Below are 24478 nucleotides of genomic sequence, written 5' to 3' on the forward strand. Positions count from 1 at the left end.
CCATGATCAACCTCACCACCCACTACATCGACGGGCGCTTCGCTGAGTCCCACGGCCGTGAGGTCATGGACAGCATCAACCCGACCACGGGCGAGGTGCTGGCGAAGGTGACCTTGGGCGACGAAGAGGACGCCCGCGCCGCTATCGCCGCCGCCAAGCGCGCCTTCGCCAGCTACGGCAAGACCTCAAAAACCGAACGCATCGCGCTGCTGAACCGCCTGCACGAGGCGGTGCTGGCGCGCACGGACAAGCTGACGTCGATCTGGACCCAGGAATATGGCGGGGTGACCCGTTTCGCCGCCCTGATCGTGGAGTCCGGCGCGGTGTTCTACGCGGCGGCCGCGAAGGCGCTGGAGGATGATGTCCCGCTCGAGAAGAGCTGGGGCCAGACCAACGTCACCTGGGGACCGATCGGGGTGACGGGCCTGATCACCGCCTGGAACGCCAATTCCCTGTTCATCTGCCTGAAGACCGCCTCGGCGCTCGCCGCCGGCTGCACGGTGGTGCTCAAGCCGAGCGAAATGAGCGCCTTGCAGACCCGCGTGATGATCGAGGCCTTCGATGCCGCCGGCGTGCCGCCCGGGGTCATCAATGTGGTGAACGGGTTGGGCGCCACGGTCGGAGCCGAGATGGTCCGCAACCCCGACGTGGCGAAGATCTCCTTCACCGGCTCAGGGCCGGTTGGCCAGAGCATCATGCGCGATGGCGCGGCGACCATGAAGCGGGTGACCCTCGAACTGGGCGGCAAGTCGCCCAACATCCTGATGGACGACGCCAACCTGGCCGTGGCGATCCCGACCTCGCTCTGGATCGCCTTCCTGAATAGCGGCCAGGCCTGCGCGGCCGGCACGCGGCTGCTGGTTCCACGGAAGAACCTCGAGGCGGTGAAGGCCGCCATCCGCCAGGCCATGGGCGAGTTTGTGGTGGGCGATCCGGCGGATCCTTCCACTGCCGTGGGCCCGATGGTCTCGCAAAAGCAGTGGGACCGCGTGCAGTCCTACATCCGCAAGGGCATCGAGGAAGGCGCCGAGGTCCTGGCCGGGGGCCCGGGCCGCCCGGACGGCTTTCCGGACGGCTTCTTCGTCAAGCCGACCGTGTTCCTCGGGACCAACGACATGGCCATCGCCCGGGAGGAGATCTTCGGGCCGGTGCTGACCGTGATCCCCTATGACGACGATGCGGACGCCATCCGCCTCGCCAACGACTCCGACTACGGGCTCCACGCCTATGTGAACGGGACCGACCGCGCCCGCGCGCGCCGGCTGGCCGAGCAGATCGAAGCCGGACGGGTGGTGATCAACGGCATGGCCGACGATCCCCAGGCGCCCTGGGGCGGCTTCAAGCACTCGGGCGTCGGGCGCGAATACGGCGCTTTCGGGATTGAAGCCTTCCTCGAACCGCGCGCCATCCTGGAAGTGGCGGGCTGATCCCGCCGCCCAGGAGAATCCCCATGACCCGCCACACCGAAATCACGCCCACCGAAGCCGCCGACCGGCTCGCCATCCGCGAACTCGTCGAGGCCTATGCCTACTGCGCCGATCGTCGGGACGCCGCCGGCCAGATGGCCCTGTTCACCGCCGACACCCACTTCGTCGTCTTCATGGACGCCAAGGACCCGACGCCCTCCCAGGAGTTGCACTCCCGCGCGGCCCTGGCGCCGGTCTTCGACGCGCTGAATCAGTACGACGCGACCATGCACTTCGTCGGCCAGAGCACGATCACCGCGCTCTCCGCCGACCGGGCCGAAGGCGTCGCCTACACGCTGGCCCACCACCTGACGGTCAAGGACGGCCAGCGGAAGCTGATGATCGCGACGCTCCGCTATGGCGACAGCTTCGCCAAGACCGACGGCGCCTGGCTGTTCTCCGAACGCAAACTCTACGTCGACTGGATCGAGGAGCGGACCTTGTGAGGACCGCCCGGATATCCAGAACGGTCGATCCGGCGAATTGCGCTCTGGCGGGGACCGGGCGCGCCCGCGGGCCCTCCCGGCCGTTGCGCATCGCCCTCGCTCTTGGAGTCGCGGGCGTCCTTGCGGCTTGCAGCGCCAAATCGCCACCTAGCCCGCCACCCGCTCCGGAAGTCACCGCCATAACCGTCCAGGCGAGCGACGTTCCGAATGTGATCGAGCTGCCGGGGCGGGTCGTGGCGGTGCGCACGGCCGAGGTGCGCGCGCGCGTCGATGGCATCGTGCAACGACGGCTGTACCAGGAAGGCAGCGACGTTCGCGCCGGCGGGCCGCTGTTTCAGATCGATCCGCGCGACCTGCGCGCCGCGCTGGAAGCGGCGCAGGCGGACTTCCGCCGGGTCGAGGCAGCGCGGGTCAATGCGGCGCAGGTGGTGGGTCGCTACGAGCCGCTCGTCACCCGCAAGGCGATCAGCGCCCAGGAATATGACGCCGCCGTATCAGCGCTCCGTCAGGCGGAGGCGCAGGCCGCTCAGGCCCGCGCGTCCGTGGATCGCGCGCAACTGCAGCTGAGCTATACCGCGGTCGATGCTCCGATAGCCGGACAGGCGGGCCGCGCGCAGGTGACCGAGGGCGCACTGGTCAGCGCCGCCGGCGCGACGCTGATGACGACCGTAGAGCAGCTCGCGCCCATCTATGTGACCTTCGCGCCCTCAAGCTCGTCGATCCTCGACATCAACGCCCGCGTGCGCGCCGGCAATCTCAAGATTCCGCAACTCAACGACGTCGAGGTTCATCTCATCCTTGAGAACGGCGCCGCTTACGGGCCGACCGGTCATCTTGATTTTGCCGACAGGACCGTCGATCCCGCCACGGGCGGCCAGACCATCCGGGCTCTATTTCCCAACCCCGACCAGGTTCTCCTGCCGGGGCAGTTCGTGCGCGGCCGCATATACGCCGGCGTCGTGCGCAACGGGGTTCGCATCCCCCAGCGGGCCGTCCAGCTGAGCAACGGGCAAGCGCGTGTCACCGTGGTCAATCGCGATGGGACGGTCTCAAGCCGCGAGGTTGAACTCGGCGACCTCGAAGCGGCGGCTTGGGTGATCAACTCGGGGCTTGGCCCCGGCGACATGGTCGTCGTCGACGGCTGGCAGAAGGTTCAGCCAGGCCAGAAGGTCCGGATCAGAGCGCTCGACGCGTCCGCCCGACCCTCTCCCAAGACGCCGGGGCAGGCGGGCCGATGAACCGCTTTTTCGTCTATCATCCGGTCTTCGCCTGGGTCGTCGCCCTGTTCATCGCCTTGTTCGGGCTGCTCGCCCTGCGGTCTCTGCCGGTGGAGCAGTACCCGGCGGTGGCGCCGCCCGCGCTCAACCTGGCCGTGGCCTACAACGGCGCTGACGCCGACACCCTGGATCGGAACGTCACCTCGATCATCGCCAAGGAGATGAACGGGGTCGACAATTTCCTCTACATGTCCGCGACCAGCCGGGCGAACGGCACCGCCACAATCACCGTCACCTTCAAGCCCGGCACGAACCTCGATATCGCCCGCACCCAGGTGCAGGATCGGCTCAGCCGGGTCACGCCGCGTCTGCCCGAGGAGGTGCGCCAGGTCGGCGTCACGGTCACCAAGGCGGCGCAGGGGTTCCTGGGCGTGGTCGCGCTGGAATCCCGCTCGGGCCGAACCACCCCCACCGCGCTTGGCAACTTCGCATCCAACCGGCTCAGCGATGAGATCAAGCGCATCCCCGGCGTCGGCGACGTCATCCAGTTCGGGTCGCAATACGCCATGCGTATCTGGCTGGATCCGGAGAAACTCGCCGGCTACGGCCTCTCCGCCGCCGAAACCCTGAGAGCGGTCCAGGAGCAGAACAGCCAGACGGCCGGCGGCGGGCTGGGTGAGCAGCCCGTCACCCCTCAGTCGGACTTCAACGCCAAGATCGTCACCCAGAACCGGTTTTCAACACCAGAGCAGTTTCGCCAGATCATCGTGCGCGAAAACCCGGACGGATCGGTCATCCGGCTGGGCGACGTCGCGCGGGTGGAACTGGGCGCGGAAAGCTTCAACCTGGCCGCAACCGTCGACGGCAATCGCATCGCCGGCCTGGGCATCCAGCTGGCCAGCGGCGCCAACGCCCTGGCCACCGAGAAGGCCATCGAAGCGCGGCTGAAAGAGCTGGAACCGACCTTCCCTCCCGATATCAAGTGGTCGATCCCCTATGACACCACGCCGTTCATTTCGGCGTCGGTGCGCGACGTCGAGACCACGCTGGTGATCGCGATGGCCCTTGTCTTCCTCGTCATGTTCGTCTTTCTCCAGGACTGGCGGCCGACCCTCATCGCTGCGATCGTCGTGCCGATCTCGCTGGGCGGGGCCTGTGTCGGGCTCGCCCTCTTCGGCATGTCGATCAACATCCTGTCGCTCTTGGCCATGGTGGTGGCGATCGGCATCCTCGTCGACGATGCGATCGTCGTGGTCGAGAACGTCGACCGGATCATGAAGGAGGAAGGCCTCAACCGCCGGCGCGCCACCGTCAAGGCCATGGGGCAGATCACCGGCGCGATCGTGGGCATCACCCTGGTCCTGGTCGCCGTCTTCCTGCCCATGGCGTTCTTTCCGGGGTCGACGGGCGGCATCTATCGCCAGTTCTCGGTGACGCTGGCCGTCTCGGTCTTCATCTCCGCGACGCTCGCGCTGACCCTCACGCCGGCGCTGTGCGCGATGATCCTCAAGGAACCGGCAAAGGATGGGGCGACGGCGACGCAAGCGCCGCGGCCGCGGCGAGGGCTCGCAGGTTGGCTGGATCGCTTCTTCAGCGCGTTCAATCGAGGCTTCGCGGACACGCGTGACCGCTATGGCCGAGGCGTCGACGCCATCCTGGCCAAGCCGATCCGCTGGCTGGGTGTCTTCGCCGCCGCGGTGGCGCTCACCGGGTTCCTGTTCACCCGATTGCCGGGCGGTTTCCTCCCGACGGAGGATCAAGGCTACATCTTCGTGGTCTATACGGCCGCCCCGGGCGCGACGATGGGTCGGACCTCCGTGTCGGTGCAACAGGCCGAGGCCTTCTTCAGGAAGCAACCTCAGGTTCGCTCGGTCGTCTCGGTCGTCGGCTTCAGTTTCTTCGGTCAAGGCCAGTCGACGGCCATGAGCTTTGTCACGCTCAAGCCATGGGAGGCGCGGCCGGGTAAGGCCAATGGCGCATCTGCCCTGGTCGCCAAGGCCAACGCGGCGCTGGCGGGCATCCCCCAGGCGCAGATCTTCGCGCTCGATCCGCCGCCGATCCAGGCCCTCGGCAACGCCACCGGTTTCACGTTCAAGATCGAGGACCGCGGCGGCGCGGGCGCCGCGAAACTGCTCGAAGCGCGGGATGCGATCCTCGCACAGGCGAGCAAGAGCAAGCTGCTTGTGGGGGTGCGGCCCGAAGGCCTGCCGCCGACGCCCGAGCTTTACGTCGACATCGACCGGACGAAGGCGCGGGCGCTCGGGGTGCAGATCGCCGACGTCAACCAGACGCTCGCGATCACGTTCGGCTCCTTCTACGCCAACGACTTCACCTACCTGGGAGACGTGCTTCGGGTCTACCTCCAAGCCGACGCCAGCCAGCGCATGACGCCGGCGGATCTCCTGGCCCTGAAGGTCCCGAATTCGCGCAATGAGATGGTGCCCTTCGCCAGCTTCACCACCGTGAAATGGGCGTCCGGGCCGCAGCAGGTCGAGCGCTACAACGGCTATCCCTCACAAACCATCTCCGGCGTCGCCGCGCCCGGCCATGCGAGCGGCGAGGCCCTGGCCGAGATGGAGCGGATTTCCGCGCCGGTCCTGCAAAACGGGCTCGGCTACGAATGGACGGGAACCGCCTATGAGGAGAAGCAGTCGAGCGGCCAGGTCGGGGCACTCCTCGGCCTTTCGCTGCTGGTCGTCTATCTGCTTCTGGCGGCGCTCTACGGCAGTTGGCCGGTGCCGCTCGCCGCCCTGATGGCCATCCCGTTCGGGGTCCTGGGCGCGGCGGTCTTCGCCATGGCGCGCGGACTGTCGGCCGACATCTATTTCAACATCGGTCTGATCACCGTGATCGGGCTGTCCGCGAAGAACGCGATCCTTATCGTGGAGTTCGCGCTCGACGAGGAACGGGCCGGCCGATCCGCCCTGGAGGGCGTCAAGGCCGCCGCCCGGCAGCGCTTGCGGCCGATCCTGATGACCAGCCTCGCGTTCATCTTCGGGATGGCGCCGTTGGTGATCGCCTCGGGCGCCGGCGCGGCGAGCCGCCAGGTCATGGGCACCGGGGTGATGGGCGGCATGATCTTCGTCACCGGTCTCGGCATCTTCTTCACGCCCGTCTTCTACTATTCGGCCCGCCGCTGGCTGAGCCGCGACAACGACTTCGCCGCCGAAGACGCGCTGGAGGAACGCGCCTCAGCGCCCCCGAATGCGCCGGAGACATCCCGTGCGTAAGGCGTTGGCCCCGCTGGCGCTGGTCGCCGGGTTGACGTCGGCGTGCGCGCTGGCGCCCCCCTATCGCCAGCCTCCCGTCCCGATCCCCACGACCTTCGCGGCCGACGAGGCCCGGGGGGCGCGAGTGGCAAGCTCCATCGAATGGCGGGACTATTTCGGCGATCCGCGGTTGCGGGCCTATATCGCCGCCGCCCTCGCCAGCAACCGGGACCTCGCTGCGGCGGTGGCGCGCATCGAGGAGGCGCATGCGAACTTCCGTATACAGAACGCCCAGCGGTTGCCGGAGCTGGACCTGGGCGGATCCGGAACACGCACCCAGACCCCCATCAGCGTGCTTGAATCCCAGGCGGGCGCGGCGGGCGCGCCAGGCCCCAAGACCAGCATCACCTCCAACCTCTATGGCGCACAGGTGGCCGTCACCGCGTTCGAGCTCGACTTCTGGGGTCGCGTCCGCAACCTGAGCGAAGCTCAGCGCCGGCAGTACCTGGCCAGCGTCGAGGGCGCCGACGCGTTCCGGTCGGCCCTGATCAGCGACGTCGCCTCGACCTATCTGTCCATTGTCGCCGGCGAAGAGGGCATCGCCTTAGCCCAGCGGACGCTCGACGCCCGCCTGGAAGGCTACAACATCGCCAAGGTTCGGCTCGACGCCGGCGTGACCTCGAGCGTCGACTATGACCAATCGGCGCTCCTCGTCTCGCAAGCGCGAGCCCAGCTGGCGGATCTCCAGCGCACGACGGAACAGGCGCGTAACGCGCTGATGGTGCTGGTCGGTGGCCCGACCGACGCAGCGTTGCCGGCGGGTCGTTCAATCGCCGACCAGAACCTATTGGGTCCGATCGACCCGGGCCTGCCGTCCGATCTGCTGGCCAACCGGCCGGATATCCGGCAGGCGGAGCAGAACCTGCGGGGCGCCAACGCCGATATTGGCGCGGCGCGTGCGGCGTTCTTCCCGACGATCAGTCTGACCGGGAGCTACGGGTACGAGTCGCCGGCGCTCGCCAACCTGTTCAAGAGCGCGTCCCAGGCTTGGCTCTTCGGCGGGTCTGTCGACCTCCCCATATTCGACTGGGGTCGCCGCCAGGCCAGGCTGGACCTCTCCAAGGCGCGACAGCGGGAGCTGATCGCCAACTACCAGAAGACGGTTCAGACGGCGTTCCGCGAGGTCTCGGACGCCCTCGTGGCCCGCCGCCGCTATGAAGACGAGATTCTCGCCAACGAAGAGACCGTCAAGAGCGATACAAATCTATCTGAAACGACCGAGATCAGGTATCAGAATGGCGTATCCACATACCTTGAGGTGCTCGATGCGCGTCGAAACTTGTTTTCGGCGCAACAGTCTCTGATCCAATTGAAATCTGCGGCGCTGCAGAACAGCGTAACGCTCTACATCGCTCTTGGCGGAAATCGGGAAAGCTACGCGCGCGCTGAAGGACGCTAAGCAGACAGGCCGCCCTTAGGCTGCGTCCCGCTCGCCAGCGGCCAATCGGTAGCGGCCGTAGGCCACGCGCCTCAGTAGTCCCTCCTCACACATTGGCGTCAGGTAACACCTGTGCACGCCGATCGCCTGAAACTCGGCGGTGGTCACAGTTCCCTTTCCCCGCACAAACTGAACGGCGCGCTCTCGGATCGATGGCGGTTTGATAGGTGGCGGCCCGGCGCGCCGCTTCGGGCCGTCTTCCCGGATCGCCGTCGCCGGTCATCGCGAAACAGGGCTGCGACATGGACATAGTTCGGGAGTTCGCCGACCACGGGAGCCATCGAAAAACCAAATGATAAGCTATCTGCGGACTCGCCGATCGGACTGGCGACGCTCGAGGCAGGCCTGAAGAGCCGACCGGGCCGCGGCGAACGGAAGCTCCAAAACCTCACCGAAGAGTCCGGATCGGTCCAGGCGGGCGCTTTCGGCGTCGAGCGGGAAGTTCACCTCGCCTGCTGGCGGATCAAATCGATGAACGCGCGCAGCCTGGCCGGAATATTGCGGCGGCTCGGATAGTAGAGACAAAGGCCCGGAAATTCCGGCGACCAGTCCTCCAGCACCGGCAGCAACAGGCCAGCCTCGATCGACTGGGCGGCGGCGATGTCGGAGACAAAGGCCAGGCCCTCGCCGGCCAGGGCGGCCTCCAGCATCAGGTCGATATCGTCGAGGATCAGCTGGCCCGGGACATCGATTGCGATCTCCTCGCCGCGCTTCTCGAATTCCCAGCGGTAGATCGCGCCGCTCCCCAGGCGCCGGCGAATGCAGCGATGCTCCGCCAGGTCGGCCGGCGTTCTCGGCGGCTTCCGCCCCGCGAAGTAGGCGGGCGAGCCCACCACGATCGAGCGTATCGGGCGCGTGATCGGCACGGCGATCATGTCCGGCGGCACAAACTCCTCCAGCCGGACGCCGGCGTCGAAGCCTTGGCTGACGATGTCGACCATCGCCCCTTCGCTGACCATGTCGACCGTCACGCGCGGATAGCGGCGCATGTATTCGTAGATCAGCGGCGACAGGATCATCCGGCCCGCGCCCAGCGGCAAATTCAAGCGCAAGGCGCCGACAGGTTCGGCGCGATGCTCATCGATGCGTTCCATGGCGGTGCGGATCGCGGCCAGGGCGGGGGCGATCTCGCCGACGAACTGCTCGCCCTCAGCGGACAGCGCGACGCTGCGTGTGGTCCGGTTGAACAGGCGAACGCCCAGACGCGCCTCCAGCGCCGCCACCGCGTGGCTGAGCGCCGAGGACGACATGTCCAGTTCGCGCGCCGCAACCCGGAAGCCACCGTGACGCGCCACCGCCACCACGGCTTCGAGCTCCAGCTGACTTGCCCGCATTGCGCGATTTTTTGCATCAACCTGTGCCATTCTGATCGACTTATCAGATCAGTCGCCGGGTGTCACATCTGCCTCCAGCAACCCAGAGGAGGAGCGCCATGCGCACCATCGACACGGTCTACATCGACGGCCAATTCGTCACCCCGCACGGGGAGGAGCTGTTCGACCTGTTCAACCCCGCCACGGAAGAGAAGATCGGCGCGGTGCGCCTGGGCGATGCGGTGGACACCCAGGCCGCCGTCGCGGCCGCCAAGCGGGCTTTCCCGACCTATTCCCAAACGACGAAGACCGAGCGGATCGCGCTGCTCCGCCGGCTGCATGACGCCGTCGCCGCGCGGGCCGATGCCCTCGCCGCGGCGATGATCGAAGAGTACGGCGCGCCCCAGGCCTTCGTAGGCTTCTCCGTCGCGCACGCGGCCAATCTCTTCCTCGACATGGCCCAGACGCTGGAAGCGTTCGCATTTACCCAAACTGTCGGCGGCGCGCAGGTCACCCTGCAGCCGGTCGGCGTCGTGGCGGCCATCAGCCCGTGGAACAGCAATATCGGCTCGATCTGCAGCAAGCTTGCGACCGCGCTGGCCGCCGGCTGCACCGTCGTCATCAAGCCCAGCGAGATGAGCGCCACTCAAACCCAGGTCCTCACCGAGGCCCTTCACGAGGCCGGCGTGCCGCCCGGCGTGTTCAACATCGTCAACGGCCGGGGCGACGTGGTAGGCGCCGAACTGTCGTCGCACCCGGACGTCGCCAAGGTGACCTTCACCGGTTCGACGGCGGTGGGGCGTTCCATCATGCGCGCCGGGGCCGAGACGATGAAGCGCGTCACGCTGGAGCTGGGCGGCAAGGGTCCGAACATCATCCTGCCCGACGCGGATATGGAGGCCGCGGTCTCGACCGTGGTCGCGGTCGGGTTCCTCAACAGCGGTCAGGCCTGCATCGCCGGCACCCGGGTCTTGGCGCCGAGATCGCGCCTGCCCGAGTTCCTCGAGCGCCTCAAGACGGCGGTCGCGGCGCTCGCGGTCGGCGAGTCCGCCGATCCCGCCGTCAAGATCGGGCCAATGGTCAGCCAAAAGCAGTGGGATCGGGTGCAAAGCTACATTCGTCTGGGCCTCGAAGAAGGCGGCGAACTCCAGATCGGCGGCGAAGGCCGGCCGGCTGGCCTCGAGCGGGGTTGGTTCGTGCAGCCCACCGTCTTCGCCGGCGTCAACAACGACATGCGTATCGCCCGCGAGGAAATCTTCGGCCCGGTGCTGTGCGTCATTCCTTACGACGACGAGGAGGAGGCGATCGCGATCGCCAACGACAGCCCCTACGGCCTGCAAGCCTATGTCGAGAGCGTTGACGTGGCGCACGCGCGTCGGGTGGCCGAGCGGCTGGACTGCGGCCGCGTGACGATCAATGGCGCGCCGCACGCGCCCCTGGCGCCGTTCGGCGGGTTCAAGCAGTCCGGTATCGGCCGCGAATACGGCCGCTACGGGCTGGAAGCCCACCTGGAGGTCAAGGCGATCCTGGGCTGATCCTCAAGGTCGTCCAGGCGGCCGACGCCCGGAAGGCCGCGGCCGATCGCAGGTCGCGCACGCTGAGCGCGTCTACGGACTTCGCTGCGGCCCCGCGCTAAAGACGCCGCGGCGCGCGACGACCGGATCGGCCTGGACCTAGCGTCCAGATGAGCCCCAGAGCGCACGCAATCTCGTGGCCGCGAGCTTCGGACGGCGGTCTCGCGTGAAGACGCCTTTCTGGTTCAGCGATCCGACCCGCATGATGCTCTGCGCGGTTTTGAAGTCCGCGAACGCCCACGGATGGGCGCCGACGATGAACGCATGCCGGCGCAGCGTCTTCCAATAGGCCTCGATCAGGTCGGCCTGGTATTCCTCGCTCCACATCTCGGAGGGGTGGGCGTGGACGCCGGCGACGGCGTCGGCGCCGAACTCTGTGAACACCACCGGCTTGTCGCCGTGATGCGCGCGCAGGGCGGCGATCTCCCGCTCCAGGGTGGCGACGCCCTCGTCGATCTGGCCCGAGACCGCGTACCAGCCGTTGTAGGAGTTGGTGCAGATCACGTCGCCCTGTCCGACCCATTCGGGCGGGCCGTTCTGGACGCTCACCAGCGCAACCGGGCGCGTGTGGTCCAGGTCGCGAGCCCGGGCGAACAGGCGCTTGAAGAACTGGGTCCCCGCCTCCACCGCGCCCACCGGCGCCTCATCGGTGGTGTGGAAGGGTTTGGGGATCGGCTCGTTGGCCAGCGACCAGAAGATCACGCACGGGTGGTTCCGGTCCCGCCGCACGAGCTCCCCCAACGCCCGCTCAAGCTGCCGGTAGCGCGCCTCGATGACGTCTGGCGGATCGGAGAACACCAGGCTGACGCCAGGCGTCTCGGCGATCACCAGGAAACCGTACTCGTCGGCGAGCATCATCGCCTCTTCCGAATAGGGATAGTGCGAGGTCCGGAAGCTGTTGGCGCCGATCCATTTCAGCAGCTCGAAATCCCGCACCAGCACGGGCAGGTCGAGGCCCTTGCCGTGCATCGGGAAGTCCTCGTGCTTGCCGAAGCCGGTCAGGAACACCGGCTTGCCGTTCAGCCGGATCTCGCTGCCGCGCACCTCCACCGTGCGCACGCCGATTTTCAGGCCGTACTCGTCGATCGGCGCCTCGCCGCCGCCCAGCCGGACGCTCAGCCGATAGAGGTGGGGATCCTCCGGCGACCAGGCCCGCACGGCGGGCACGCGGATCTGACCCACGCCACGGCCGGCCTTCACCTCGACCGGCGCGCTGATCGGCGTCGGGCCGCCGCTCAGGACCAGGCTCGCGGGCCCCGACCAGCCGCCGTTCACGGCGAAGGTCACATCGACAACGCCCGCAGCCCCGGCGAAGCCGGTCGTCACCGTCAGGTCCTGGACCGCGATGTCGGGCGTGGCGACCAGCACCACCGGCCGGTGCAGGCCGCAGTAGGGGAAGAAGTCGTAGGCCGTCTGAGGATAGTCCTGCAGGTAGAAGTGCGAGGTCTTCGGGTCGGGCGTCGCCGGCACCCGGTCGAGCGCAAGGCGGTTCTCGACGCTGACGGTGAGCCGGTTCGCCGCCCCATCCCGCGCAAGGCCGGTGACATCGAAGGCGAACGGCAGGTGGCCGCCGGCGTGCTCGCCGAGGTATTCGCCGTTGAGCCAGACGCGGGCGCGGTAGACCGCCGAGCCAAAGCGCAGGCAGACCCGGCGGCCTCGCCAGGCGGGGTCGAGGTGGAAGTCGGTCTCGTACCAGGCCGTCCCGAAGTAGTCGCGGGCGTCGTCGAACAGATCGTTCCAGCTGCAAGGCACCGGGATGTGGCGCGGCTTTGGCAGGCTGGTCTCGAACCAGCGGTCGGCTTCGCCTCGATCGCCCGGATCGAGTTGGAAGCGCCAGAGGCCGGACAGGTCGCGGATCGCGCGGGTCGGGCTCTCATGCGGATAGAGCAGACTCGCCTCGCCGCGTTGAACGCGCGGACGGGCCTGGGCGGCGGCGTCGGTCGCCGCCCCCGCGGCGGCGGCGGCGAGGCCCAGTGCGCCGACCGCCTGACGGCGCGTCACCGCGCGAGGCCCCGGTCCGGGCGTCCGTTCGTCAGCCATGCGGGCCTCCCCAGGAACAATCCGCCGTCGTGAACGGGCGGTCTTTTTGACGGTTCGCCTTAGCGGAGCGCGCCGTAGCGTTTGCGCTCGGCCGCGATCCGCGCGCGGGCCTGTTCAAGCTCGTGGACCTCGGTGGCGGCCAGAAGCGAGTCCAGGACCCGGGTCAGGTGTTCGCGCATGGCCTGGCGGGCGGCCTCCGGCGAACGCCGGCGCAGGGCGTCGAGGATGGCGGCGTGCTCGTCGATCCGCGGCGTCACCCCGGCGGCGTGGGCCTTGGCGCTGAGCAGCTGGGTCTGCGGCGAGCGGGCGCGCGCGTCCCACAGCATCTGGACCGCCGCGGCCATGGCGCTGTTCTGGGTTGAGGTGGCGATCAGCATGTGAAAGCGGCGGTCCGCGTCCTCCGACATCACCACGTCGCGCGCGTTCTCCGCCTGCATCTCGGCGACAAGCTCCTGCAGTTCCTGCAGTTGTTCGTCGGAGATCAAGGCGGCGGCGAGCGCGGCGCTCTCGCCCTCGATCGCGCGGCGGGCCTCCAGCAGTTCGAAGGGGCCGACATCCATCGCGCTGGCCTCGCCGCCGCGCGGCACGCGCGCGGTGACATAGACCCCCGAGCCGAGCCGCACCTCCACCAGTCCGTCCAGTTCCAGGGCGATGATCGCCTCGCGGATCGTCGGACGGGAAACCGAATAGGCCTGGGCCAAGTCGCGCTCGGACGGGAGGCGCCGGCCGACCTCGTACTCGCCCGCGGCGATCCGGCCGGAGAGATCCTCGGCGACCCGCTCATACAGCCGGCCGGTTTCGGGCTTTGCGCTCATTCGCAACCCATATCTGGTCAGGCCAATTCCGACAAGCCGGCGAATGCGGCTCGGAGCCCCTCCCCCTGAGGCGGCCACCGCTCTTCATAATTCTGTTATACCAGTCATTGCAGGCGGCCTTACCAATATGGTAGGACCAGTTTGAAGGGGCGGCCATAACGCTCATCGGGACCAGGGGAGGAAACTATGAGGCGCTTGTTTTCCAGCACGTCGCTGTCCGGCTGGCTGCTCACCGGTCTGGTGACCGCGGGCGGCGCGGGCGCGGCCCATGCCGCTGACGCTCTTGCGCAGGTGAGCGAGGTGATTGTCACCGGCCAGAAGCAGACCGAGACCCTTCAGACAGCGCCCCTCGCCGTGACGGTGGTGAGCGCCAACGCCATGGCCGCCGCGAACGTCTCCGACTTCTCCGACCTGGCGAAGTTCGCGCCGGCGCTGACGATGACCAAGGGCGATCAGCCGGGCAACAGCGCCGCGGTCATTCGCGGCATCGGCACCTTCGCCTTCTCCGTCGCCGTCAACCCCAGCGTCCTGGTGGTGGTCGACGATGTGGCCGCCGGCTACCAGGCGCAGGCCTTCGCCGACATCGTCGATCTCGACAGTGTGGAAGTGCTGGAAGGGCCGCAGAGCACGCTCTACGGCAAGTCGGCCGCGGCCGGCTTGATCGTCATCAAGACCAAGGCCCCGACCGACACCTTCACCTATTTCGGCGATGTGAAGGTCACCAACGACCACGAGCAGCGCACCACGCTCAGCGTGTCCGGGCCGCTCTCTGACACCGTCAACTTCCGCCTGAGCGGCTCCTATCGGAACTACGATGGGAACGTGAACAACATCTTCACCCACCAGAAGATCAACAGCGACGAAAGCTATACCGGCACGGCCAAGGTGGAGTGGAAGCCGAACGACCGCTTGGACGCCGTTTTCGCGGCGCACTATGCGCACGACGATTCCGTGTGCTGCGGCCAGCCCTATACGCGGATCGACCTGGGCGCCGGCGCGCCGCCGACCTTCTTCGGCAAGGTGCCTGAGGCCACGGTGTTCGCCGGCGTCCCCGTCGGCCCCCACAATCGGGATATCGCGCTCACGGTCTCGCCGATCGCCGACAGCAAGGAGTACGGCTTCTCATCCCACGTGAGGTACGACGTCGGCGACCATATGAGCCTGCTCTCCATCACGTCGTTCGACAAATACAGGCTGCACGATCTGACGGACTACGACGGCACCGACGTCGACATGATGCAGTTCTTCACGCCGTGCACCGCCTTCGGCAGTCCGGGAACCAACTGCAACAACGCCAACGTGAACAACACCGCCATCGCGGTGAACCCGAACGTGGTCCACGGCGACATCCTGCAGGGCGGCCAGTTCGACGTCACCACCTTCGCGCAGGAGCTCCGCCTGTCCAGCCAGGGCAACGCCAGGTTCAATTGGGTCGCCGGGCTCTACGTGGACAGCGAAGACGACATCCGCACCTTCGGCCGCGGATTCCAGAACTACTCGATGCCCCTCGTGCTGGTGCCCAACTCCAAGGCCGACACGTCGTGGCGTGGTGAGGCGCAGTATCGGAACTATGCGCTCTTCGGTCAGTCCGAATGGAAGTTCGCGCCGGATACGACGCTGATCACCGGACTGCGCCTGAACCGGGAAGACAGCTCATACAGCTACGTCGACTACTATCGTGTGGTGACGTTCCCGACCATCAACACCAATCCCGCGATCACCAGCCCGCCGCTCAACGCGCCGTTCCCGGCCGATCACACCGACGACGTGTGGACTGGCAAGATCGGCCTGCAGCAGCAGGTCACCGACGACCTCATGACCTTCGCCACGGTGGCGCGCGGCTACAAGGGCGTCGGCTACGACCTGACGTCCAATCTCAGCCCGACCGAAGCCGGAACCTTCCCGGTCAAGCGCGAGACGTCGGTGGACTACGAGGTTGGCGCGCGGAGCATGTGGTTCGACCGTCACCTGGTGCTGAACGCGACGGCGTTCTGGATGGATTACAAGAACTTCCAGGTTTCGTCGCTCGCCGCCTCGCCGCCGAACCCGCCGAACACCTTCATCCTGACGAACATTCCGGCGGTGCGCACGCGCGGGGTGGAACTCTCCAGCACCGCGGCCCTTGCCTACGGCCTGAGCCTCAACTTCAACTACATCTACACCGAGGCCACCGCGACCGACTTCCCGTATGGCCAGTGCTACCCGAACGAGACGATGCTCGCCTCGGCGCCGGCAAGCTGCTCCGTTGCGGCCCCCGCGCCGGTCAATCCGGCGAAGTTCCAGAGCCTGACGGGCCAGACGCTGCCCAACGCGCCGAAGAACAAGATCACCGCCAGCCTGAATTGGGACGTGCCGCTGGACGGCCCCGTAAGTATGAAGGTGAACGCGACCACGGTCTGGCAAAGCGCGGTGAACTTTGGCCTCAACGAGGATCCGGGAACGGTCCAGAAGGCCTATGACATCACCAACCTGAGCTTCACCTTCGGCTTGAGGGACCGCCCGGGGCTCAGCCTGTCCCTCTTCGTCAACAATCTGTTCGACACCCACTACGACGCGAACATCGGGAACGTCGCCGGCAACTTCACCTGGCCGGGCCAGCCCGCCGGGACCCAGGTCGAGGCCTACACCCACGAAATCGCCCGCGATTACAATCGGTTCTACGGCTTCCGCCTGGCGTTCAAGGGCGGCTAGCCTGGCTTGGCTTTCGGGCAAGGCCCGATGACATCCGAGGGTCTCTGACGCCGGACGTCGTGCGCCCCCGCCGGATCGTCCGCTCCCCCGGGCGGTCCGGCGGTCGGGGGCCCTCAGACCCTAGCGGCCAGCCGTGGATGGCCGCCGCGCGTCGAGCCGGACAGGCCGCAGCACCGCGAACAGGACGATCGCGCCGGCGATGTCGAACACCGCCAGCAGCCGGAAGAGCGGCGCATAGCCGACGGTGTCGGCGAGCGCGCCCACGGTCAGGGAAAAGATGAGACCGCCGATCCAGCCGCACATGCCGACGAAGCCGTTGGCCCGCGCCACGCTCTCGCGCGGGAAGACGTCGGTGGTTAGGGCGTTCAGCGAGACGAAAAGCATCTGGTGGGCGAAGCCGCCGACGCAGAACAGCGCGATCGCCGTGTAGGGGCTGAGCGCCAGGCCGACGCTGGCCGGCGCGATCATCATCACCGCGCCAAAGGCGAAGGCGGTGGCGCGCGAGGTGAGCAGGCCCAGCCGCAGATGCTTCATGAGGAACGGCGAGAGATAGCCGCCGAGGATACCGCCGGCGTCGGAGGCCAGGAACGGCAGCCAGGCGAAGAGCGCGATGGATTTCAGATCCATGCCTCGCTCACGCGCCAGATAGAGCGGAATCCAGAAGCTGAAGGTCTGCCAGGCCGGCTCGATGAGGAACCGCGGGATCGCCAGACCCCAGAAGTTGCGCTGGATGACCAGGGTGCGGAAGGTGAGCAGCGGCTGGGTGGAGGGCTCGACAATCGAAGGCGCCAGCACGCGCTCCGCGGGGCTCAGCGCCGGGTGCCGCGCGGGGTCGTCATAGAACAGATACCAGGCGGCCGCCCAGACCAGGCCGACCGCCCCCGTCACCACGAAGGCCGAGCGCCAGCCGTAGGCCAGCGACAGGAAGATCACGATCGGCGGGGCGATCGCGGCGCCGAGCGAGGTCCCGGCGTTGAAGAAGCCGATGGCCACCGAGCGATCGCGCGCCGGAAACCACTCGCTGACCGCCTTCACGCCGGCCGGGATCGCCGCGGATTCGCTCAGGCCCAGGAGCCCGCGGAAGAAGGCCAGCGACATCCAGCCGCCGGCGAAGCCATGCGCCATGTTGGCGAGCGACCAGGCGACCGCGAAGAGGGCGAAGGCGAGCTTCAGGCCGAGGGAATCGATGATCGCGCCGCACACCGGCTGCATGGCGGTGTAGGTCACCTGGAAGGCGGCCACGACCCACGAATACTGCTGCGTCGTGAAGCCCAGGTCCCTGGTCAGCTGCGGCGCCAGCACGCCCAGCGAGTTGCGGGCCAGATAGTTGAGAACGGTCCCCGCGCAGACGAGGACGACGATCCACCAGCGCAGCCGCTTGAGGGTCGCCGTCGGGCGGATGATCACCAGTTCCACATGGTGCCATCCTCGAGACGGGCGATCGGCAGCTGTTTGGGGTCGTAGGGATATTTGGCGGCCAGCGTCTCGTCGATGTCGACGCCGTGCCCGGGCGTATCGCCGGGGAACAGCAGACCCGCTTCGAAGCGATAGGCGTGCGGGAAGACGGCGTCTGTCTCCGCCGTGTGGCGCATGTATTCCTGGATGCCGAAGTTCGGGACCCAGGTGTCGAAATGCAGGGCCGCGCCCATGGTCACGGGCGACAGGTCGGTGGCGCCATGGCAGCCGGTGCGCACTTGCCAGACGGCGGCGAAGTCGGCGATCCGGCGCAGGTGGGTGATCCCGCCTGCCCCCACCACGGTGGTGCGGATGAAGTCGATCAGCTGCTCCTGGATCAGGTCCTTGCAGTCCCACAGGGTGTTGAAAATCTCGCCGACCGCCAACGGCGTCACCGTGTGCTGGCGCACCAGGCGGAAGGCCTCCTGGTTCTCCGCCGGCGTCACGTCCTCCAGCCAGAACAGCCGGTAGGGTTCCAGCGACTTGCCGAGGCGCGCGGCCTCCAACGGCGTGAGCCGGTGGTGGGCGTCGTGCAGGAGTTCCACGCCGAAGCCGACCCGGTCCCGCAGCGCCTCGAAGAGCTTTGGCGTGTGATCCAGGTATTTCGACGTCGACCAGATGGTCTCTGTGGGAAGCGCCGCATCGGCCGGCTCATAGAACATCTGGCCGCGGCCGACGCCGTAGGGCTTGTCGAGGCCCGGCACGCCGCTTTGGGCGCGCACGGCCTTGTAGCCCAGCCCGATGTAGCGCTCGACCTCATCGCAGGTTTCTTCGATGTCGGCGCCGTTGGCGTGACCGTAGACCAGCACGCCTTCGCGGCTCTTGCCGCCCAGCAGATCGTAGAGCGGCATCCCCGCCGCCTTGGCCTTGATGTCCCAGAGCGCCACGTCCACGGCGGCGATGGCCCGCATGGTGACGGGCCCTCGCCGCCAGTAGGCGCCGCGATAGAGCAGTTGCCACGCATCCTCGATCCGCCGCGCATCGCGGCCGATCAGCAGAGGGGCGACATGTTCTTCCAGGTAGGCCGCGACCGCCCGTTCCCGCCCGTTGAGGGTGGCGTCGCCGATCCCATAGACGCCTTCATCCGTGACGATCTTCAGCGTGACGAAATTCCTGCCCGGGCAGGAGGTGATGACCCTGACGTCTGCGATCTGCATGTCGCGTAAGATCTCTTCCGTTCGGCCCTGAAGCTCGTCCGCCTATGGAGGCCGGACAACCCCTCCAAACCCAGGTTGCCACCCCTGACCCGCGTCGTCTTCTCTGCTACGGCCTAATAATTGGTTTGTCCACACTGGACTGACCAATTAAGCCTTTGTCTTCCGTGCGCGCGCGACCGGCGCCGGTCAGCGGTAGGTCAGGGTCCAGCGGATCAGGAAGGGGCCGGTCAGGCGCCTGGGTCCGGAGGCGCAGACGATGCGGCTGGCGAACGGGCCGACGGGGGTGTCGCCGTCCTGCGGGGCGGCGAACGGAGCGCTGACGCAGCCGTCCAGGCCCTCGACCTTGAAGCTGGTGACATCGCCCCGGGCGAAACTGGCCAAGCCGCCCGTGACGGCCGCGCCGCTGGAATAGGACCCGAACTCCAGATCGATGGCCTGCAGATCGACCGCACCCGAGGCGGGACTGAAGACATCGGTCCGGACGATGCGGCCTGGCGCAAAGGCGTAGGTCGTCCTGACCGTGAGGCGGCCGTCGGCGACCGGCCCTGACTGACCGAGCCGGTCGAGCTCCGTCTGGCGCCAGGTCACCCGGGTGGCGCCGCCCCGCCCCTTGACCTCGACGCGCCGGAAGAAGGCGAGCGGCGCGACGGATGAACCGTCGGCCAGGGTCAGGCGCGGAACGAGGTTTGGCGCGGGGCTGTCGGCGACGCCGGACAGCAGGCCCGGCGAGAAGGGCGCCGGGAAGTAAGGGTTGGTCATGTGCTCGCCGGCGCCGCCGTTGATCAGCGGCAGGCCGATCACCCGGTCGCCGTCGCGCAGGGTGACCAGGGCCCGGTCGTAGCGACCTCTCGCGAACCAGGTGACGGTCCGCTTGGGCAGGGTGCGAAGCCAGGCGGCGTAGCCTGGGTCCGGCGCCTTGGCCTTGAAGCCCAGGCTATTCCACAGGGCGTCGGTGTAGATGAACTGGCGGCCAAGGCTGAGGTTCTCGCCGAGGTTCCGGTTGAGGCCGCGGTAGCCGTCCGCCCGCCGGCCATGCCGCCAGAGGTTGACCGACCCCATCTGCGGATCCCACCAGAAGTCGGCGTAGCGGGCGGCGATGCGCGACGAGAAGGCGTAGGCCATCGTCTGCTCGCGAGGGGTCAGCACCCCGTATTTGGCGGCTGCGGTCATCACCTCCAGGAAGCAGGTCTCGCCATAGGGCCCGAGGCTGCGGCCGTATTCGAAGCCTTCGCCGCGCAGGTTGAACCGCGGCAGCATCAGGTCGACGGACTTGCGCAGCCAGAGTTTCAACTCTGGCGGCGGCGGGGTGTCGGTCTCGATGAAGCGCTGGGCGATCTCGCCGATCAACAGGACGCTATAGCGGTCGAACCGGCCCTCCCCGTCCGTCTCGTCGGCAAAGCCGAAGCGCCCCGAGTATTTCCGATAGTGGTCGAGCATCCTGGCCAGCAGCTGGTCGCCGCCGCGCCCGTCCTCCCAGCCGAGCAGGTTGCGCAACCGCGCCACGCTGAAGGCGACCCCATAGTAATTGTTGGGCAGGTCGATCAGGGTCAGGTCGGGGCGCACGAAGGTCCGCCAGTCGAGCTTGATCCTGAGCTTGGCGAGGGTCTCTGGCGAGACCGCCTGGTCCAGCAGACCGGCCTTCTTCAGCAGCCAGAGGGCCTCGACGTAGTAGTAGACGCCCCAGGTCTCGTTGGGCTGGTCGACGGTCAGATCGGCCAGGGTCCGGAAGTCCGCAAGGTCGGCGGCGAACCGAGGGTCGGAGCGCGGCGTGGCCAGCAGCACATAGGCCATGCCCACGGCGATCTTCCCAGGAAGGAACTTGTCCCCACCGTCGAACACCCGCACCCCGTCGAGCGTCATATTGCCCTTCCGGGCGGCCAGGGCCTGCAGCTGGGCTTCGAGCCGCGGCAGGATGACCCGGGTGACCGTCTCGTCCATGGGCGCGACCGCCGCGTAGGCGGGCGGGCGTCCGGCCGGCGCCTCGGCGGCTGTGGCACGGGCGGCGACGGCTGCGGCGAGCGCCACAGCCAAGAGCCGGGCGGACCTATTTCGCATCGAACAGGCCACGGTCCGCCATCAGGGTCAGGTCGCCGCCGGCGCGCGGATCGTCGAAGGGGCCCGCGGCGTGCAGGGCCGCGAACCGTTCGGGATGAGGTGCGCGCAGGCGGTAGAACTCCACCCAGCCGGTCTCGCCGGTGGGCTTGGAGTCCTCGGGCGCCTGGGGCGTCCGGGCGTGGGCCGCGAACCAGCTTGGATCGGCATAGCCGTCCGCCACGCGGGCGGCGAGCCGGTCGATCTGCCCCTCACGGTAGCCGTACCAGTCCTCCCCGCGCCGGCGCGCCATCTCGGCCATCAGCACCAGGGGGTCGAGGGCGTAGTTGTGATAGTGGAACGCCCGCGCGCCGCGGGCCATCTCCAGGGGCAAGGCGCCGTCGTCCTGGATCTCGTCGACGCCATGCCGATAGATCGCCCGCGCCCGATCGAGGAGTGCGGCGTCTCCGCTGGCCAACGCGGTCGCCATCACCCCGACGCCGGTCCAGCTGTAGTGGTTGTTGCGGGACTTCCGGGGATCGTCCCAGTAGGCGAGGCTGCTGGCGGCCACGGCCTTGAGCCAAGCTTCGATCCGCGCGCGCTGGGCGGCGGACGCGGCGGGCCGGACTTTCAGATAGGCGATCGCCGCGCCGGCGTGGGTCCACTGGCGCAGGTAGTCGGGCTGGTCGTTGTTCACCCGCTCCATCCGGCCGAGCAGGGCTGCGCCCTGCGCCCAGCCGTCCAACCAGGCCAGCGCGCAGGCGCCGGCCGCGGCGTCGCCCGGGGCCAGGTAGGCGTCGGACAGGGCGGCAAGGCGCTTGGCGTAGTCGTCGAGCGGCGCGGTCAGCGCCCGGTTCGCCTTGAACTTCGCGGGATCGATCACCGACTTCGCGGCGTCGGAATAGTAACCCATCGCCTTGATATCGCGGACCGCCGGCGGGGCGGCCGGACAGTCGGCGGCCGCGGCGTGGCCCGCGGCCGCCAGACCCATCAGGAATGCGATGACCGCCGTCCCGCAACCGTGAGCCTGGCCTGAGTTCATGCTGTCACGCTCTCGGCTCGGTCCGCCGGTCCGGTCAGTAGTTGTAGTTCAGCTCGACGCCGAAATAGCGCTTGCTGTCGCGCCCCGGGGTCCAGTTGATCGCGTCGCTGATCGGGGCGCCCTTGGTCGCGCCATAGGGATTGATGTTCCAGTTGCCGGCGCGGCCCAGGAAGGTCGCATAGCTCTGGTCGAGCAGGTTGTTGACGAAGATCCGCGCCTTCCAGGGCCCCGACTTCACCCCGGCGCCGAGGTTCACCAGGCCGTAGGCGCTTTGCTTGGAGTCCGGGTCGTGCAGCAGGCTGTAGTAGACGGACGACTGCGCCTTGAATGTCAGGGTGATGAACCCCGTCAGGTTGTCCGCCACCGGATGGTCGTACTCGGCGTTGCCGCTGATGCTGAACTTGGGCGCGTTGAACAGGGTCGTGCCGGACAGGTCCTGCTGGCTGTTCACGCAGCCCAGGGCCGCCGTCTGGCCGGAGAAACAGGCCGCGGCGGGGAAGCTGTCGATGGTCGCCTTGTCGTAGGCCCCGGCCAGATTGAAGGTGAGGTCGTGGGTCAGTTGGGTGAAGATTTCGAACTCCACCCCCTTGGTGGTCACCTGGCCGATGCTGTTCAGCTCGTTCTGCTGGGTGATGTCGTCGCGGCTCTGGGCCTGGAAGTTGTGATAGATCGCGTCGAAGGCGGTGACGTTCACGATCACCCGGCGGTCGAAGAACGAGCTCTTGAACCCGAGCTGGTAGGCGTCGACGGTCTCCGGCGGCACGGGTTGCCGCGAGGCGATCGCGTCGGCGGTCGGGAAGCCGGCCAGGGGCACGCCCGCGGCGAGCGGGGTGCGGGTGGTCAGCGTGCTGGTCAGGTCGAACGCCGGCCCCTTGTTGCCGCGGTCGTAGCCGCCGAACACCATGATCGTCGGCGTGACCCGATACTGCAGCGCGACCTTGCCGGTCACAGAGTCATAGGTGCTGCAGGTCGGGGCCACGAGGCCGCTGGGCGTCTTGGTCGAGCACTGCGGGGCGCCGAAGGTGACGTTGTTGAACTCGTCGGTGAAATTGTAGTGCAGCTTGTCCCGGTTGAGCCGCAGCCCGGTCACCAGGCTGAGCTGGTCGGTCACGTCGAAAGTCGACTGCCCGTAGAGCGCGTAGTTGGTGTCCGTTGAGTGGGAGATGTAGGCGGCGTAGGCCGACGTCGTGGGCGGCACGGTGAGAAGGTTTCCGTCCTGGGTCAGGGTGTTGGATCCGCGGACGAAGGTCGCCTCGCCCTTCGTCTGGCTGAAGAAGAAGCCGCCCACATAACGGAACCGCCCCATGCTCGGCGACGTCACCCGCAGCTCCTGGGTGACCGAGCTGATCTTGAAGACCCCGCCATTGGCCGAGCCGCCGACGACTGCACCGGGCACCGGATTAGGACCGCCGGGACCCCAGTTGTAGGCGGTCAGGTCGGTGTCCTGGTCGTCATGCAGGTCGTAGCGATCGTAGGAAGTCACCGACAGCAGGTCGAAGCCGCCTAGGCTGTGCTCGATCTTGAACCCCGAGCCGTAGTCGACCGCGTTGCCCTCCGGATTGACGTCCTCAGAAACCTGCCGGTTGTCCGGCCCCGGAACGATGCCGTTGAGGATCAGCGCCTGGGGCGCGGCGAACTTGGCGGCGTTGAACTTGCCGTAGGTCAGGCCCCCGTCGACCGGGCTCAGGAAGTACGGGGTCATGGTGCAGCAGTTCGCGTGGGTGTTGGACCAGTAGGGCAGCAGCGACACGGTCCAGGTCGGGGCGACGTCCCAGACGAACTTGGCCCTGGCGTTGACGTCGTTGTGGCCGTCGATCTGCCGCTGGGTGAATACGTTGTAGAGGCTCCCCTTATAGTCGTCCGCGCCCAGCGCCAGGCGGAACTTGAAGGTGTCGGTGAGCGGGCCCGAGATGAAGGCGTTGACGCGCCGCTCGTGGTCGTCGGTCCCCATCAGCCGCAGGCCCTCCTGCAGCGTAGTGGTCGGCGCCTGGGTGGTGATGCTGATCACCCCGGCCGAGGCCGACCGTCCGAACAGGGTGTTCTGCGGCCCCCGCAGCACTTCCACCTGGCTGGCGTCGGTCAGCGCATTGAACGCCTGGGCCTGGAAGGCCTGCGGCACGTCGTCGACCACGACGGCGGTGCTGGCCTCGGTGGCGATCGAGAAGGCGTAGGTGCCGACCCCGCGGATATTGATGCTGTTGTTGAACGGCTGGGTGGTCTTGGTGATCGTCAGGTCCGGGGCCACCGAGGTGATGTCGTCGAAGTCCCGGACGTTGGCCCGGTCAAGCACCAACTTGGTGGCGACGAAGACCGATTGCGGCACCGTCTGGACGTTCTCTGGCCGCTTGTCGGAGGTGACGATCACCTCTTCGACCGTGGCGCTCGAGGATCCCGACGGCGCGGCGGACTGGGCCATCGCCGCCCCGCCAAGGCCCATCGAAATGGTCCCTACGGCGACGGACAACCACAGTTGTGTTTTAAGGCTCATGGACACTTCCCCCTTTTTTCGGTCACTCAGGACCGT

General features: G+C 67.6%; 16 protein-coding genes. 7 read left to right on the forward strand and 9 right to left on the reverse strand.

Annotation, left to right across the window (positions count from 1 at the left end; all coding sequences use genetic code 11):
• The first annotated feature begins 2 nt into the window (after window positions 1-2).
• Genes VKQ35_RS19600 through VKQ35_RS19620 form a run of 5 tightly spaced genes read left to right on the forward strand, consistent with a single transcriptional unit; the run spans window position 3 to window position 7797 of the window.
• Window positions 3-1427 (forward strand): aldehyde dehydrogenase family protein, encoded by a 1425-nt coding sequence (locus VKQ35_RS19600; RefSeq protein ID WP_324364410.1) that lies wholly within the window; start codon window positions 3-5, stop codon window positions 1425-1427.
• Between the two features lie 23 nt (window positions 1428-1450).
• Window positions 1451-1912 carry a nuclear transport factor 2 family protein gene (locus VKQ35_RS19605; RefSeq protein ID WP_324364411.1) on the forward strand — a complete coding sequence of 154 codons (462 nt, stop codon included), beginning with the start codon at window positions 1451-1453 and terminating at the stop codon, window positions 1910-1912.
• Window positions 1909-3150, forward strand: a complete 1242-nt coding sequence (locus VKQ35_RS19610; protein WP_324364412.1) for an efflux RND transporter periplasmic adaptor subunit — start codon at window positions 1909-1911, stop codon at window positions 3148-3150. Before VKQ35_RS19605 ends, VKQ35_RS19610 begins: the two co-directional genes overlap by 4 nt.
• Window positions 3147-6359, forward strand: coding sequence for a multidrug efflux RND transporter permease subunit (locus VKQ35_RS19615; RefSeq protein ID WP_324364413.1), 3213 nt, complete (start codon window positions 3147-3149; stop codon window positions 6357-6359). Before VKQ35_RS19610 ends, VKQ35_RS19615 begins: the two co-directional genes overlap by 4 nt.
• Window positions 6352-7797, forward strand: coding sequence for an efflux transporter outer membrane subunit (locus tag VKQ35_RS19620; RefSeq protein ID WP_324364414.1), 1446 nt, complete (start codon window positions 6352-6354; stop codon window positions 7795-7797). Before VKQ35_RS19615 ends, VKQ35_RS19620 begins: the two co-directional genes overlap by 8 nt.
• 15 nt (window positions 7798-7812) lie before the next feature.
• Here VKQ35_RS19620 and VKQ35_RS22095 read toward each other — a convergent pair whose 3' ends face one another.
• Together VKQ35_RS22095 and VKQ35_RS19630 are read right to left on the reverse strand one after the other, a co-directional pair.
• A complete protein-coding gene (locus VKQ35_RS22095; protein ID WP_324364572.1) occupies window positions 7813-8043 on the reverse strand; it encodes a type IV toxin-antitoxin system AbiEi family antitoxin domain-containing protein in 231 nt (76 codons plus the stop codon).
• 236 nt (window positions 8044-8279) lie between these two features.
• On the reverse strand, window positions 8280-9170 hold the full coding sequence (locus VKQ35_RS19630; RefSeq protein ID WP_324364415.1) for a LysR family transcriptional regulator: 891 nt from the start codon (window positions 9168-9170) through the stop codon (window positions 8280-8282).
• Window positions 9171-9268: 98 nt separating this feature from the next.
• Between VKQ35_RS19630 and VKQ35_RS19635 the strand changes: the two genes are divergently transcribed.
• Window positions 9269-10684 carry an aldehyde dehydrogenase family protein gene (locus VKQ35_RS19635; RefSeq protein ID WP_324364416.1) on the forward strand — a complete coding sequence of 472 codons (1416 nt, stop codon included), beginning with the start codon at window positions 9269-9271 and terminating at the stop codon, window positions 10682-10684.
• A 138-nt stretch (window positions 10685-10822) separates the two neighbouring features.
• On the opposite strand, the gene VKQ35_RS19640 is transcribed toward VKQ35_RS19635, so the two are convergent.
• On the reverse strand, window positions 10823-12763 hold the full coding sequence (locus VKQ35_RS19640; protein ID WP_324364417.1) for a glycoside hydrolase family 2 TIM barrel-domain containing protein: 1941 nt from the start codon (window positions 12761-12763) through the stop codon (window positions 10823-10825).
• A 59-nt stretch (window positions 12764-12822) separates the two neighbouring features.
• A complete protein-coding gene (locus VKQ35_RS19645; RefSeq protein ID WP_324364418.1) occupies window positions 12823-13578 on the reverse strand; it encodes a FadR/GntR family transcriptional regulator in 756 nt (251 codons plus the stop codon).
• Between the two features lie 186 nt (window positions 13579-13764).
• On the opposite strand from VKQ35_RS19645, the gene VKQ35_RS19650 reads away from it, so the two are divergent.
• Window positions 13765-16269 carry a TonB-dependent receptor gene (locus VKQ35_RS19650; RefSeq protein WP_324364419.1) on the forward strand — a complete coding sequence of 835 codons (2505 nt, stop codon included), beginning with the start codon at window positions 13765-13767 and terminating at the stop codon, window positions 16267-16269.
• A 120-nt stretch (window positions 16270-16389) separates the two neighbouring features.
• On the opposite strand, the gene VKQ35_RS19655 is transcribed toward VKQ35_RS19650, so the two are convergent.
• The 5 genes from VKQ35_RS19655 to VKQ35_RS19675 form a co-directional block, all read right to left on the reverse strand.
• Window positions 16390-17685 carry an MFS transporter gene (locus VKQ35_RS19655; protein WP_324364420.1) on the reverse strand — a complete coding sequence of 432 codons (1296 nt, stop codon included), beginning with the start codon at window positions 17683-17685 and terminating at the stop codon, window positions 16390-16392.
• Window positions 17673-18881, reverse strand: coding sequence for a D-mannonate dehydratase ManD (gene manD / locus VKQ35_RS19660; protein ID WP_324364421.1), 1209 nt, complete (start codon window positions 18879-18881; stop codon window positions 17673-17675). Before manD ends, VKQ35_RS19655 begins: the two co-directional genes overlap by 13 nt.
• A 186-nt stretch (window positions 18882-19067) precedes the next feature.
• Window positions 19068-20936 carry a hypothetical protein gene (locus VKQ35_RS19665; RefSeq protein ID WP_324364422.1) on the reverse strand — a complete coding sequence of 623 codons (1869 nt, stop codon included), beginning with the start codon at window positions 20934-20936 and terminating at the stop codon, window positions 19068-19070.
• On the reverse strand, window positions 20926-21954 hold the full coding sequence (locus VKQ35_RS19670; protein ID WP_324364423.1) for an alginate lyase family protein: 1029 nt from the start codon (window positions 21952-21954) through the stop codon (window positions 20926-20928). The genes VKQ35_RS19665 and VKQ35_RS19670 overlap by 11 nt, the downstream gene beginning before the upstream one ends.
• Before the next feature lie 34 nt (window positions 21955-21988).
• Window positions 21989-24442, reverse strand: coding sequence for a TonB-dependent receptor (locus VKQ35_RS19675; protein ID WP_324364424.1), 2454 nt, complete (start codon window positions 24440-24442; stop codon window positions 21989-21991).
• Between the last annotated feature and the right edge of the window lie 36 nt (window positions 24443-24478).

Origin of the sequence: Phenylobacterium sp. (genome assembly GCF_035309685.1) — a bacterium.
Classification (GTDB): Bacteria; Pseudomonadota; Alphaproteobacteria; order Caulobacterales; family Caulobacteraceae; genus Phenylobacterium.